Origin of the sequence: Pseudomonas campi, from assembly GCF_013200955.2 — a bacterium.
In the GTDB taxonomy this organism is placed as follows: domain Bacteria; phylum Pseudomonadota; class Gammaproteobacteria; order Pseudomonadales; family Pseudomonadaceae; genus Aquipseudomonas; species Aquipseudomonas campi.
Genome location: NZ_CP053697.2, coordinates 2,390,463 through 2,403,993 on the forward strand (window position 1 = coordinate 2,390,463; position 13,531 = coordinate 2,403,993).

Consider the following 13,531-nt stretch of genomic DNA (forward strand, 5'->3'; position numbering starts at 1 on the left):
TGGCTGGACGAATACAGATGCTAGACAGGTTTATGACTGGTTTCTCAGCCAGCTGCCGGAGCGCCTTGACTAACTGCAAAAGGGTGTTACAAACATTGAATACCCGTCTCGGGTATCGGGGTTCCGCGCCTTCGCCAAACCCGGCTGATTTCAGGCACGGAATTGAAGTGGATGATACTCCAGTGATGGAGTTGTTTGCAGAGGGATATCAGCATGCTTAGCGGTAAGGTCAAGTGGTTCAACAACGCCAAGGGCTACGGGTTCATCGTCGCCGATGGCCGAGATGAGGACCTATTCGCCCACTACTCGGCCATCCAGATGGACGGTTACAAGACTCTCAAGGCCGGCCAGCCGGTAAGCTTCGATATTCTGCAAGGTCCAAAGGGCCTGCACGCCGTGAATATCAGCGCCGCCCAGGCAACCAGTGAATCCCCGGCGACCATCAGTTCGCCACAAAGCACTCCGGTAGAAGCCTGATAAAGAGTCTGCAATAAAAAAGGCCGGTCAAAGACCGGCCTTTTTGTTACCACTCGTCACTTAATTACATATGAGCGATCATGGCATCGCCGAACTGCGAGCAGGACAGCAGCTTGGCGCCATCCATCAGACGCTCGAAGTCGTAAGTCACGGTCTTCGCACCGATGGCACCGTTGGTACCCTTGATGATCAGGTCCGCCGCTTCGGTCCAGCCCATGTGACGCAGCATCATCTCGGCGGAGAGGATGACCGAACCTGGGTTGACCTTGTCCTGACCAGCGTACTTCGGCGCGGTGCCGTGGGTCGCTTCGAACATGGCGATGGTGTCGGACAGGTTGGCACCCGGCGCGATACCGATACCGCCCACTTCGGCCGCCAGGGCGTCGGACAGGTAGTCACCGTTCAGGTTCAGGGTAGCGATCACGTCATATTCGGCCGGACGCAGCAGGATCTGCTGCAGCATGGCGTCGGCGATGGCGTCCTTGACCACGATGTTCTTGCCGGTACGCGGGTTCTTGAACTGCATCCACGGGCCGCCATCCAGCAGCTCGGCACCAAACTCGTCACGCGCCACTTCGTAGCCCCAATCCTTGAAGGCACCTTCGGTGAACTTCATGATGTTGCCTTTGTGCACGATGGTCAGCGACTCGCGGTCGTTGTCGACGGTGTACTGCAGAGCCTTGCGCACCAGGCGCTTGGTGCCTTCCTTGGAAACCGGCTTGACGCCGATACCGCAGTCCTGGTCGAAACGGATCTTGGTGACGCCCATTTCTTCTTTCAGGAACTTGATGACCTTGGTCGCTTCAGGCGAACCGGCCTTCCACTCGATACCGGCATAAATGTCTTCGGAGTTCTCGCGGAAGATGGTCATGTCGACGTCACCAGGACGCTTGACCGGGCTCGGCACGCCTTCGAACCAACGCACCGGGCGCAGGCAGACGTACAGATCGAGTTCCTGGCGCAGGGCAACGTTCAGCGAACGGATGCCGCCACCGACCGGAGTGGTCAGCGGGCCTTTGATGGAAACCACGTAATCGCGTACGGCTTCCAGGGTTTCTTTCGGCAGCCAGGTGTCCTGGTCGTAGACCTGGGTGGCCTTCTCGCCCGCGTAAACTTCCATCCAGGAAATCTTGCGCTCGCCGCCGTAGGCTTTCTCGATGGCCGCATCGACGACCTTGATCATCACCGGGCTGATATCGACGCCGATGCCATCACCCTCGATGAACGGGATGATCGGGTTGTTCGGTACATTCAGGGACATGTCGGCGTTGACGGTGATTTTGTCACCGGTCGCTGGCACCTGGATCTTCTGGTATCCCATGCTTGACTCCGTTGTTTTCGTGGTCTGACATTCCGCCGCGCGGATGGCGTGGCGAATGGAACTTTGGGTCTCGGAAAGGTGCCGCATTCTTGTAGTTTTTCTACAGAAAGTCACGCACTTTTCGACATTTCCTTACATCTTTGCCGCCTCAAGAGCTGCACCGATACTGCCCTGCAGCCGTTCCTGTAGTCAAACTACAGAGAGCACTACACGGCACCACAAACTGAACCGACTTTTAGCCTAGCAGCTCAGCCCGAGAATGCGCTGATCTGGCCTCCGGCAGAATCTGCCACTAACATCCGCGACCTAATTTGCGGAGGTTCCCATGCGTTTTACGCCCCATGTCACGGTAGCCACCGTGGTCGAAGACCAGGGACGCTTCCTGCTGGTCGAAGAGCTGGCTGGCGGCCAGGCGGTATTTAATCAGCCTGCCGGCCATCTGGAAGCAGACGAAAGTCTCATCGACGCCGCCTTGCGCGAAACCCTCGAAGAAACCGGCTGGCAGGTCGAACTGACCGCCGTGACCGGCATCTACCTCTACACAGCCCCGAGCAACGGCGTCACCTACCAGCGCGTGTGCTTCGCCGCAAAGCCCCTGCAGCACCTGCCAGAGAGCCCACTGGACGACGGCATCATCGGCCCGCGCTGGCTGACCCGCGCGGAACTGGCGGCCCAGCCCGAACGCTGGCGCAGTGAACTGGTCATGCGCTGCATCGACGACTACCTGGCCGGCGAGCGCTTCCCGCTGAGCCTGATCCGCGACCCGGCCTGATTCGCCGCCGCACCGTGGCGCCTGTTAGAATCGCCGTCTTTATTGCAGTCACGCCCAGATCCCTATGTCCAGCAGCACCTCCCCCAGTACCCAGCGCGTCATCGTCGGCATGTCCGGCGGCGTGGACTCCTCCGTCTCGGCCCTGCTCCTGCTCGAACAGGGCTATCAGGTCGAAGGCCTGTTCATGAAGAACTGGGAAGAAGACGACGGCACCGAATACTGCACCGCCATGGATGACCTGGCCGACGCCCAGGCCGTGTGCGACAAGATCGGCATCCAGCTGCACACCGCCAACTTCGCCGCCGAATACTGGGACAACGTGTTCGAGCACTTCCTCGCCGAATACAAGGCCGGGCGCACGCCCAACCCGGACATCCTGTGCAACCGCGAGATCAAGTTCAAAGCCTTCCTCGACTACGCCCTGAGCCTCGGCGCCGACCTGATCGCCACCGGCCACTACGTGCGCCGCCGCGACATCGACGGCCGCAGCGAGCTACTCAAGGGCCTCGACCCGAACAAGGACCAGAGCTACTTCCTGCATGCCGTCGGCGGCGAGCAGATCGGCCGCACCCTGTTCCCGGTCGGCGAACTGGAAAAACCGCAGGTGCGCGCCATCGCCGAGAAGTTCGACCTGGCCACCGCCAAGAAGAAGGATTCCACCGGCATCTGCTTTATCGGCGAACGCCGTTTCAGCGATTTTCTCAAGCAGTACCTGCCGGCCCAACCCGGCGATATCGAGACCATCGAGGGTGAAGTGATCGGCCGCCACCACGGCCTGATGTACCACACCATCGGCCAGCGCCAGGGCCTGGGCATCGGCGGCCTCAAGGACGCCGGCGACGAACCCTGGTACGTACTGGCCAAGGACCTCAAGCGCAACGTACTGCTGGTCGGCCAGGGCAACGAACACCCCTGGCTGTTCAGCCGCGCCCTGCTCGCCTCGGAGATCTACTGGGTCAACCCCATCGACCTGAGCAGCCCGCGCCAACTGACCGCCAAGGTGCGCTACCGCCAGAGCGACCAGACCTGCACCCTGGAACAGACCGCAGACGGCTACCGCGCCGTGTTCGCCGAGCCACAACGTGCCGTCACCCCCGGCCAGTCCGTGGTGTTCTACGACGGCGAGGTCTGCCTCGGCGGCGGCGTGATCGAAAGCGCCGAGCCCTGGTTTGCCGGAGCCGGCCTGGTATGAGCCCGATTCAGGAACAACTGACCGCACTGGCCGCCGTCTTCGAAGCCACCACCCTGGTCGACAAGATCGCCCGCACCGGCCAGGCCAGCGAAGCCGATATCACCTGCCTGCTCGGCAGCCTGCTGGTGCGTGAGCCGAAGAACACCCTGGACGTTTACGGCGGTGACGACCTCAACCTGCGCGAGGGCTACAAGGCCCTGGCCAGCGCCCTCGAACGCAACCCGGCGAGCCTGCAGCGCGAGCCGCTGCGCTATGCCCTGGCCCTGCTCGGCCTGGAGCGCCAGCTGGCCAAGCGCGACGACCTGCTGCAAGTGATCGGCAGTCGCCTGGACCAGATCCAGCAACAGGTCGGCCACTTCGGTCTGACCCACGAGAACGTCATTTCCTCTTGCGGCGCGCTGTACCAGGACACCATCAGCACCTTCCCCCGGCGCATCCAGGTGCAGGGCGACATGCGCTTCCTGCAACAGGCCAACAACGCGGCGAAGATCCGCGCCCTGCTGCTGACCGGCATCCGCTCGGCGCGCCTGTGGCGCCAGCTCGGTGGCCATCGCTGGCAGCTGGTATTCAGCCGCGGCAAGCTGCTCAAGGAACTCTATCCGCTGCTGCGCAGCTGACATGAGCCTCCCTTCGCGTAGCGTAAAACCCCTGCAAGGCGCCCTGCTGCTGGCGCTCTCCGCCCTGCTGTTCTCGCTGATGGGCGTCGGCATCCGCGAAGTCTCCAGCAGCGTCAACAACGAGTCGGTGGTGTTCTTCCGCAACCTGGTCGGCGTGCTGTTCTTCCTGCCGCTGGTGCTGCTCAAGGGCACTCAGCCACTGAAGACCGGGCGCCTGAAATCCCACCTATGGCGCACCACCTACGGCCTGGCGGCGATGTACTGCTTCTTCTACGCCATCGCCCACCTGCCGCTGGCCGACGCCATGCTGTTTACCTACTCGGCACCGGTGTTTACCCCCGTGATTGCCTGGTGGTGGCTGAAAGAACCACTGACCCGGCGCATGCTGCTGACCACCGGCATCGGCCTGATCGGCGTGCTGCTGGTGGCCAAACCCAGCCAGGCCCTGCTCGATAGCCAGTCGCTGGTCGGCTTGGCCGCCAGCATCCTGGCCGCCTTCGCCTTCGTCTCGATCCGCGAGATGAGCAATACCGAGCCGGCCTTTCGCATCGTCTTCTACTTCGCCCTGTTCAGCACCCTGATCTCCGCCATCCCGCTGACCTGGGCCTGGCAGGCGCTGGATAGCCACGACCTGGGCCTGCTGTTGGTGATCGGCCTGCTCGCCACCGTCAGCCAGATCGTTATGTCCAAGGCTTACGCCCTGGCCCCGCCCGGCATCATCGGCCCGATCGCTTATCTGGCCATTGTCTTCGCCGGCCTGATCGCCTGGCTGCGCTGGGGCGAAACGCCCGACCTGACCTCGCTGCTCGGTGCCGCGCTGATCTTCGGCGCCAGCCTGTTGTCCATCAGCCGGCGCTGAACGGTCCATCGCCAATCGCGGCTGCCGTCACGATTTCATGTATGATGTGCGCCCTTTTCGTTGACCGACAGTCCGAGAACGCCTCCATGCAGCTCTCCTCGCTCACCGCGGTTTCCCCCGTTGATGGCCGTTACGCCTCCAAAACCAGCGCCCTGCGCCCGATCTTCAGCGAATACGGCCTGATCCGTTTCCGCGTCATGGTCGAAGTACGCTGGCTGCAGCGCCTGGCCGCCCACGAAGGCGTCAGCGAAGTCGCGCCCTTCTCCGCCGAAGCCAATGCCCTGCTCAACGAGCTGGCAGACAACTTCGCCGTCGAGCACGCCGAGCGCGTGAAAGAGATCGAGCGCACCACCAACCACGACGTCAAAGCCGTGGAATACCTGCTCAAGGAACAAGCCGCCAAGCTGCCGGAACTGGCTGCCGTGAGCGAGTTCATCCACTTCGCCTGCACCAGCGAGGACATCAACAACCTGTCCCACGCCCTGATGCTGCGCGAAGGCCGTGACGGCGTGCTGCTGCCGCTGATGAAGCAGATCGCCGCCGCCATCCGCGAGCTGGCGATCAAGTTCGCCGACGTGCCGATGCTGTCGCGCACCCATGGCCAGCCGGCTTCGCCGACCACCCTGGGCAAGGAGCTGGCCAACGTGGTCTTCCGCCTCGAGCGGCAGATCGCTCAGGTTGCAGCCGTGCCGCTGCTGGGCAAGATCAACGGCGCCGTGGGCAACTACAACGCCCACCTGTCCGCCTACCCGCAGATCGACTGGGAAGCCAACGCCAAGCAGTTCATCGAAGGCGACCTGGGCCTGCAGTTCAACCCCTACACCACGCAGATCGAGCCGCACGACTACATCGCCGAGCTGTTCGACGCCATTGCGCGCTTCAACACCATCCTCATCGACTTCGACCGCGACGTCTGGGGCTACATCTCCCTCGGCTACTTCAAGCAGAAGACCGTCGCTGGCGAAATCGGCTCCTCGACCATGCCGCACAAGGTCAACCCGATCGACTTCGAGAACTCCGAAGGCAACCTGGGTATCGCCAACGCACTGTTCCAGCACCTGGCCAGCAAGTTGCCGATCTCCCGCTGGCAGCGCGACCTGACCGACTCCACCGTACTGCGCAACCTTGGCGTCGGCTTCGCCCACAGCGTCATCGCCTACGAAGCCAGCCTCAAGGGCATCGGCAAGCTGGAGCTGAACGAAGCGCGCATCGCCGCCGACCTGGACGCCTGCTGGGAAGTCCTCGCCGAGCCGATCCAGACCGTGATGCGCCGCTACGCCATCGAGAACCCCTACGAGAAGCTCAAGGAGCTCACCCGCGGCAAGGGCATCAGCCCCGAAGCCCTGCTCAGCTTCATCGACGGCCTGGACATGCCGGCCGCCGCCAAGGACGAGCTCAAGCAACTGACCCCGGCCAACTACATCGGCAACGCCGTAGCCCAGGCCAAGCGCGTCTGACAGACGCTTCTTACTTGCACGCCCGGCTGTGCCGGGCGTTTTTATTTCAAAGGCTTGCACATGACTACTGATGTACCTCTGCAACTGCTCGGCGGTCTTACAGCCCGTGAATTCCTGCGCGACTACTGGCAGAAGAAACCCCTGCTGATCCGCCAGGCCATCCCTGATTTCGAAAGTCCGATCAGCCCGGACGAACTGGCCGGCCTGGCCCTGGAAGAAGAAGTCGAATCGCGCCTGGTCATCGAGCACGGCGAGCGCCCCTGGGAACTGCGCCGCGGCCCGTTCGCCGAAGACGCCTTCGGCCAACTGCCGGAGCGCGACTGGACCCTGTTGGTGCAGGCGGTCGACCAGTTCGTCCCGGATGTCGCCGAACTGCTCAAGCACTTCAACTTCCTGCCCAGCTGGCGCATCGACGATGTCATGGTCAGCTTCGCCGCGCCGGGCGGCGGCGTCGGCCCGCACTACGACAACTATGACGTATTCCTGCTCCAGGCCCACGGCCAGCGCCGCTGGAAAATCGGCCAGATGTGCGATGCCGAGAGCCCGCTGCTGCCGCACGCCGACCTGCGCATCCTCGCCGACTTCGCGCAGACCGAAGAGTGGGTGCTGGAGCCCGGTGACATGCTCTACCTGCCGCCGCGCCTGGCCCACTTCGGCACCGCCGAGGATGACTGCATGACCTACTCGGTGGGCTTCCGCGCCCCCAGCGCCGCCGAGGTACTGACCCATTTCACCGACTTCCTCGCCCAGTTCCTGCCGGACGAAGAACGCTACAGCGACGCCGGCACCGCGCCGACCGACGACCCGCACCAGATCCAGCTGGACGCCCTCGACCGCCTCAAGGCCCTGCTCGCCGAGCACATGGGTGACGAGCGCCTGCTGCTGACCTGGTTTGGCCAGTTCATGACCGAACCGCGCTACCCCGAGCTGGTGGCCGGCACCGAGGTCGAAGACGACGAACTGCTCGCAGCCCTCGAGCAAGGCGCCGTGCTGGTGCGCAACCCCAGCGCGCGCCTGGCCTGGAGCGAGCTGGATGTTGGCCTGGTGCTGTTCGCCAGCGGCCAGAGTCGCCTGCTGCCAAGCAACCTGAAGGAACTGCTCAAGCTGATCTGCGCCGCCGACGCCCTGCATGCCGACAACCTCGGCCAATGGCTCGCCGACGAAGAGGGGCGTAAGCTGCTCTGCGAACTGGTCAAGCAAGGTAGCCTGGAGTTTGCTGATGAGTGAGATTCACGTCCGCCTGGCCCACTGGCAGAAGGACAATGCCGAGCTGCGCCGCATCCGCGAAGCCGTGTTTATCGCGGAACAAGCCGTGCCTGCAGAACTCGAATGGGATGACGAGGACATCGAGGCCGTGCACTTCCTCGCCCTCGAAGGCGACTACCCGATCGGCACCGCCCGCCTGCTGGCCGACGGCCAGATCGGCCGGGTTTCCGTGCTCAAGGATTGGCGCGGCCTGAAAGTCGGTGACGCCCTGATGCATGCCGCCATCAGCGCCGCTGAGCAGCGTGGCCAGCGCGAGCAGAAGCTCAGCGCGCAGGTACATGCCACGGCCTTCTACGAGCGCCTGGGGTTTCACATCGAAGGCGCCGAGTACCTGGAAGCCGGCATCCCCCATGTGATGATGGTGCGCCATAGCGACTAGAGGTTCGGATGAGCGACGAAAACGCCCCACCAGACGAAAACCAGACCGAATTGCCGGCCATTGATTTTCAGTCGCCGGGGCGTTTTGTCGTGCACAACCCAGCCAGCACCGGCGCCATCCCGGAGCAGCGCGAAGCCGCGCCCTTCCAACTGGGCGAACACCAAGCCCTGCAGCGCTTCAGCAGTGCCGAAGAAGCCCAGGCTCACGCCCTGGCCTTGCTGCAACAGAGCCGCAGCAGCCTGTGCCTGTACACCCCCGACCTCGAACCCTGGCTGTACAACCACAGCAGCGTGCAGGACGCCTGCACCCGCTTCCTCCTGGCCAGCCCGAAGAACCGCCTGCGCATTCTCGTGCGCGACGTCTCGCGCCCGGTCAAGCAAGGCCATCGCCTGCTCAACCTGGCGCAGCGCATCAGCAGCAACCTGCATATCCGCCGCCTCAACCCGGATCATCCCAGCGAGGAAATCGCCTACCTGCTGGCCGACGCGCGCGGCCTGCTGCTGCGCTCGCACCCCGAGGACTACGCTGGCTATGCTTTGTATAACGACCCCAGCCGCGTGCGCCTGCAACAGGCACTGTTCGACCAGGCCTGGGATATCAGCCTGCTAGACCCCGATCTACGGAGCTTTCTGCTATGACCTTGCGCGCCTGCCTGGCTGCCCTGCTGCTTGTCGTCAGCCTGCCATCACTGGCCGCCACCGAGCTGATTCAGCTGAACTACCGCACCGCCGACGAGGTGATCCCGGTGGTGCAGTCGGTGCTCGACGGCCAGGGCAAGGTCAGCCCCTACGGCAATCAACTGGTGGTCAACGCCTCGCCGGAAAAGATCCAGGAAATCCGCAACCTGCTCGGTCAGCTGGACACAGCGCCACGGCGCCTGCTGATCAGCGTCGATACCAGCGAATCGGGCTACCAGGACAACGAAGGCTATGCGGTCAATGGCTCGGCCAGCATCGGCGACGTCGACATAGAAGCCGGTCGCGGCGAAGTGCATGGACGCGATCAGGTACGCATCATTCGCCGCAGCACCGACAGCCAGCGCGGTGGGGTGCAGCAGATCCAGACCACCGAAGGCTACCCGGCGCTGATCCAGGTCGGCCAGAGCGTACCGCTGACCACCACCAGCACCGGCCCGTACGGCCAGGTCTACCAGAACACCCAGTACCGCAATGTCACCCAGGGCTACTACGTCACCGCCAGCCTGACGGGCGAAATCGTGCACATCAGCATCAGCAGCAACAACGACCGCATCAGCCGCAATCAGCCCGACGTGATCGACGTGCAGAGCACCGACACCCGGGTCAGTGGCCGACTGGGTGAATGGATCACCCTGGGTGGCGTCAGCGAACAGAGCCAGGGCAATAACGATGGCTTCCTGCGTCGCCACTCCACCCAGGGCGCCAACGACATGAGCATGCGCATCAAGGTTGACGCACTGGACTAGCCACAGCGGCCCTGCCAGGGCATGTAGTGGCGACGCACGGCCACTACAAAATCGTTGACGAACTTCCGCTTGAAGGGCATCATGGCCCCGCTCCCGCTAGCCAGGGGCTCTGTTGAAGAGCCTCCAGATCGGCTCCGTACCACCATTCGGAACGATCCGTGTTTTAACAGCCCACAAGGCGTTTCGACGAGGTTGCGACTGGAACGAAAGTTGTCCTGAGGGACGGGGAAGCCTAAGCGTATAAGTAAGACCGCCAGACCAGTGCAGCGCACAGCCCAACGGTTTCCACGAACCGGCAAGCAGCGCCAGACTGATCAACGGACTGCTTGCTCGTATCCCCCCTCCTCTCTGCTCCACTCTCGTCTCGGTCGATATTTCGACGTTCTGCTTTGTGTCGCCCGCAACACTGCAAGCTTTTTGCACGTTGGTTTTGGGTGGGAAGTCGGTGCTCAACCAAACTCACACTTTGAAGGATTGACCATGTCAGCTTATCAAAACGACATCAAAGCCGTTGCCGCACTCAAAGAAGCCGCCGGCAGCAGCTGGAGCGCTATTGACCCGGAGTCCGTGGCTCGCATGCGTGCCCAGAACCGCTTCAAAACCGGTCTGGAAATCGCTCAGTACACTGCCGACATCATGCGCAAAGACATGGCTGAGTACGATGCCGACTCCTCCGTCTACACCCAGTCGCTGGGTTGCTGGCACGGCTTCATCGGTCAGCAGAAGCTGATTTCGATCAAGAAGCACCTGAAGACCACCAACAAGCGCTACCTCTACCTGTCGGGCTGGATGGTTGCTGCTCTGCGTTCGGACTTCGGTCCGCTGCCGGATCAGTCCATGCACGAGAAAACCTCGGTTTCCGGCCTGATCGAAGAGCTGTACACCTTCCTGCGTCAAGCCGACGCCCGTGAGCTGGACCTGCTGTTCACCGCTCTGGACGCGGCTCGCGCTGCTGGCGACAAAGTCAAAGCAGACGAAATCCAAGCTCAGATCGACGGCTACGAAACTCACGTCGTACCGATCATCGCCGACATCGACGCTGGCTTCGGTAACCCGGAAGCCACCTACCTGCTGGCTAAGAAGATGATCGAAGCCGGTGCTTGCTGCATCCAGATCGAAAACCAGGTTTCCGACGAGAAGCAGTGCGGCCACCAGGACGGTAAAGTGACCGTTCCTCACGCCGACTTCCTGGCCAAGATCAACGCCGTTCGCTACGCATTCCTCGAGCTGGGCATCGACAACGGCGTGATCGTTGCTCGTACCGACTCCCTGGGTGCCGGCCTGACCAAGCAGATCGCTGTGACCAACCAGCCGGGCGACCTGGGCGACCAGTACAACTCCTTCCTGGATTGCGAAGAAGTTTCCGCTGCCGACCTGAACAACGGCGACGTCGTTCTGAATCGTGGTGGCAAGCTGCTGCGTCCTAAGCGTCTGCCGTCCAACCTGTTCCAGTTCCGTGCTGGCACCGGTGAAGCGCGCTGCGTACTGGACAGCATCACCTCGCTGCAGAACGGCGCTGACATGCTGTGGATCGAAACCGAGAAGCCGCACGTTGGCCAGATCGCTGAAATGGTTGACGAGATCCGCAAGGTCATCCCGAACGCCAAGCTGGTCTACAACAACAGCCCGTCCTTCAACTGGACCCTGAACTTCCGCCAGCAGGTATTCGACGCCTTCGTTGCTGAAGGTAAAGACGTCTCCGCCTACGACCGCGCCAAGCTGATGAGCGTCGACTACGACGAAACCGAGCTGGCCCAGGTTGCTGACGAGAAGATCCGTACCTTCCAGCGTGATGGTTCGGCTCGCGCCGGCATCTTCCACCACCTGATCACTCTGCCGACCTACCACACCGCCGCGCTGTCCACCGACAACCTGGCCAAAGGGTACTTCGCAGACCAGGGCATGCTGGCCTACGTGAAAGGCGTTCAGCGTCAGGAGATCCGTCAAGGTATCGCCTGCGTTAAGCACCAGAACATGTCCGGCTCCGACATCGGCGACGCTCATAAAGAGTACTTCGCTGGTGAAGCAGCTCTGAAAGCCGGCGGCAAAGACAACACCATGAACCAGTTCAGCTAAGAACCGGTTCATCGGCGAGGGCCACGCCCCGAACCGAATGTGTTGCCAGAAAACCCCAGCAGCGATGCTGGGGTTTTTCGTTTCCGGCGCCAAAAAGCGCACCCAACGCTGAGCAATGACGCCAGGTCGGCGGCCAACAGCAGAGCCAAAGCCCTCAACAGCAAGCAAAGCTCGACCGAAAGAACTCGAGTTTCAAAAGCCAGCCATTTATTTATTCTGCAGAAATACAGAACACACTGATCACACCCTGGAAAAACCAGAGCCCGTAAACAATTACTGACGGATATCTTTCATAAAGGCGTCAACTCGCTCCAGATAAACGCCAGAAAAGCCATCAGACCAAAGCACTAGAGCCCCTTCCAGCGACCGCAGGCCAATAAAATCAAGGCGTGCGGCGTCTTCGCAAGAGCGCAGTCCGTTCATTTTTTTATTCAGAAAAATTTACTTACTACGCCATGCGCGCATAAAATTGCGCCCATACTTTGCAGGGCAACCCGAAGCGGGTTGTACCTCTTCAATAATAGAAGGCCGTCCCTTACCCAAGGAGAACCGGCATGCCTGATGCGGTATCGACCATGTCCCACAACTGGGCTTTCGCTGTATTCCTGCTCGGCGTTTTCGGGCTCATCGCTTTCATGCTCGGCCTTTCCAGCCTGCTGGGGAGCAAAGCCTGGGGGCGCAGCAAGAACGAACCCTTCGAATCCGGCATGCTGCCCGTGGGCAGCGCACGCCTGCGCCTCTCGGCAAAGTTCTATCTGGTCGCGATGCTCTTCGTGATCTTCGACGTTGAAGCTCTCTTTCTCTTCGCTTGGGCAGTCTCGGTACGCGAAAGCGGCTGGGCCGGCCTGATCGAAGCTACAGTTTTTATAGCAATTCTGTTGGCAGGTCTTGTCTATCTTTGGCGTATCGGTGCGCTCGACTGGGCACCCGAGGGTCGTCGTAATCGGCAGGCGAAGCTAAAACAATGAGGCTTTGGCGATGCAATACAAACTTACTCGGATCGATCCGGATGCGCCTAATGAGCAGTATCCGATCGGCGAGCGGGAGACTGTCTCCGACCCGCTGCTAGAAGACCAGGTCCACAAGAACATCTACATGGGCAAACTTGCCGATGTTCTCAACGGCGCAGTGAACTGGGGGCGCAAGAACTCCCTATGGCCGTACAACTTCGGCCTGTCCTGCTGCTATGTGGAAATGACCACCGCCTTTACCGCGCCCCATGACGTGGCACGTTTTGGCGCGGAAGTCATTCGCGCATCCCCACGCCAGGCGGATTTCATGGTCATCGCCGGCACCTGCTTCATCAAGATGGCTCCGGTCATCCAGCGCCTGTACGAGCAGATGCTGGAGCCCAAGTGGGTGATCTCGATGGGTTCGTGCGCCAACTCCGGCGGCATGTACGACATCTACTCCGTGGTCCAGGGGGTCGACAAGTTTCTCCCGGTCGACGTCTACATCCCTGGCTGCCCGCCGCGCCCCGAGGCATTCCTGCAAGGCCTGATGCTGCTGCAGGAATCCATCGGCCAGGAACGTCGCCCATTGTCCTGGGTGGTCGGTGATCAGGGGGTTTACCGTGCCGACATGCCTTCGCAGAAAGAACAGCGCCGCGAACAGCGGATCGCCGTAACCAATCTGCGTAGCCCCGACGAAGTGTGAGCCTGGGCTCGACTG

At 61.7% G+C, this 13,531-nt stretch carries 14 protein-coding genes; 13 read left to right on the top strand and 1 reads right to left on the bottom strand.

Going from position 1 to position 13,531, the window contains the following annotated elements; all coding sequences use genetic code 11:
• Positions 1-213: 213 nt before the first annotated feature.
• The gene (gene cspD / locus HNE05_RS11180; RefSeq protein ID WP_173207024.1) at positions 214-477 is read left to right on the top strand and encodes a cold shock domain-containing protein CspD; all 264 of its coding nucleotides are present in this window, start codon (positions 214-216) and stop codon (positions 475-477) included.
• A gap of 64 nt (positions 478-541) precedes the next feature.
• On the opposite strand, the gene icd is transcribed toward cspD, so the two are convergent.
• Positions 542-1,798, bottom strand: a complete 1,257-nt coding sequence (gene icd / locus HNE05_RS11185; protein ID WP_173207027.1) for an NADP-dependent isocitrate dehydrogenase — start codon at positions 1,796-1,798, stop codon at positions 542-544.
• 325 nt (positions 1,799-2,123) lie between these two features.
• Between icd and HNE05_RS11190 the strand changes: the two genes are divergently transcribed.
• The 12 genes from HNE05_RS11190 (at position 2,124) to HNE05_RS11245 (ending at position 13,516) form a co-directional block, all read left to right on the top strand.
• Positions 2,124-2,570, top strand: a complete 447-nt coding sequence (locus HNE05_RS11190) for an NUDIX hydrolase (protein WP_173207029.1) — start codon at positions 2,124-2,126, stop codon at positions 2,568-2,570.
• A 64-nt stretch (positions 2,571-2,634) separates the two neighbouring features.
• Positions 2,635-3,762 carry a tRNA 2-thiouridine(34) synthase MnmA gene (gene mnmA / locus HNE05_RS11195; RefSeq protein WP_173207030.1) on the top strand — a complete coding sequence of 376 codons (1,128 nt, stop codon included), beginning with the start codon at positions 2,635-2,637 and terminating at the stop codon, positions 3,760-3,762.
• Positions 3,759-4,379 carry a high frequency lysogenization protein HflD gene (gene hflD / locus HNE05_RS11200; protein WP_173207031.1) on the top strand — a complete coding sequence of 207 codons (621 nt, stop codon included), beginning with the start codon at positions 3,759-3,761 and terminating at the stop codon, positions 4,377-4,379. Before mnmA ends, hflD begins: the two co-directional genes overlap by 4 nt.
• A gap of 1 nt (position 4,380) precedes the next feature.
• Positions 4,381-5,238: a DMT family transporter gene (locus tag HNE05_RS11205; RefSeq protein ID WP_173207032.1), complete on the top strand. Its 858-nt coding sequence runs from the start codon at positions 4,381-4,383 to the stop codon at positions 5,236-5,238.
• An 86-nt stretch (positions 5,239-5,324) separates the two neighbouring features.
• Complete coding sequence (gene purB, locus HNE05_RS11210; RefSeq protein WP_173207033.1) at positions 5,325-6,695, top strand: adenylosuccinate lyase; 1,371 nt, start codon at positions 5,325-5,327, stop codon at positions 6,693-6,695.
• A 60-nt stretch (positions 6,696-6,755) separates the two neighbouring features.
• Entirely contained in the window at positions 6,756-7,922 is a 1,167-nt protein-coding gene (locus tag HNE05_RS11215; protein ID WP_173207034.1) for a ribosomal protein uL16 3-hydroxylase, read from the top strand.
• Positions 7,915-8,340 (top strand): GNAT family N-acetyltransferase, encoded by a 426-nt coding sequence (locus HNE05_RS11220; protein WP_173207035.1) that lies wholly within the window; start codon positions 7,915-7,917, stop codon positions 8,338-8,340. Before HNE05_RS11215 ends, HNE05_RS11220 begins: the two co-directional genes overlap by 8 nt.
• A gap of 8 nt (positions 8,341-8,348) precedes the next feature.
• Entirely contained in the window at positions 8,349-8,978 is a 630-nt protein-coding gene (locus HNE05_RS11225) for a DUF7931 domain-containing protein (protein WP_173207036.1), read from the top strand.
• Positions 8,975-9,784 carry a secretin N-terminal domain-containing protein gene (locus HNE05_RS11230; RefSeq protein WP_173207038.1) on the top strand — a complete coding sequence of 270 codons (810 nt, stop codon included), beginning with the start codon at positions 8,975-8,977 and terminating at the stop codon, positions 9,782-9,784. Before HNE05_RS11225 ends, HNE05_RS11230 begins: the two co-directional genes overlap by 4 nt.
• A 480-nt stretch (positions 9,785-10,264) precedes the next feature.
• Positions 10,265-11,860 (top strand): isocitrate lyase, encoded by a 1,596-nt coding sequence (locus HNE05_RS11235; RefSeq protein WP_173207040.1) that lies wholly within the window; start codon positions 10,265-10,267, stop codon positions 11,858-11,860.
• 554 nt (positions 11,861-12,414) lie between these two features.
• A complete protein-coding gene (locus HNE05_RS11240; RefSeq protein WP_173207042.1) occupies positions 12,415-12,828 on the top strand; it encodes an NADH-quinone oxidoreductase subunit A in 414 nt (137 codons plus the stop codon).
• A gap of 10 nt (positions 12,829-12,838) precedes the next feature.
• On the top strand, positions 12,839-13,516 hold the full coding sequence (locus HNE05_RS11245; protein ID WP_173207044.1) for a NuoB/complex I 20 kDa subunit family protein: 678 nt from the start codon (positions 12,839-12,841) through the stop codon (positions 13,514-13,516).
• Positions 13,517-13,531: the final 15 nt, after the last annotated feature.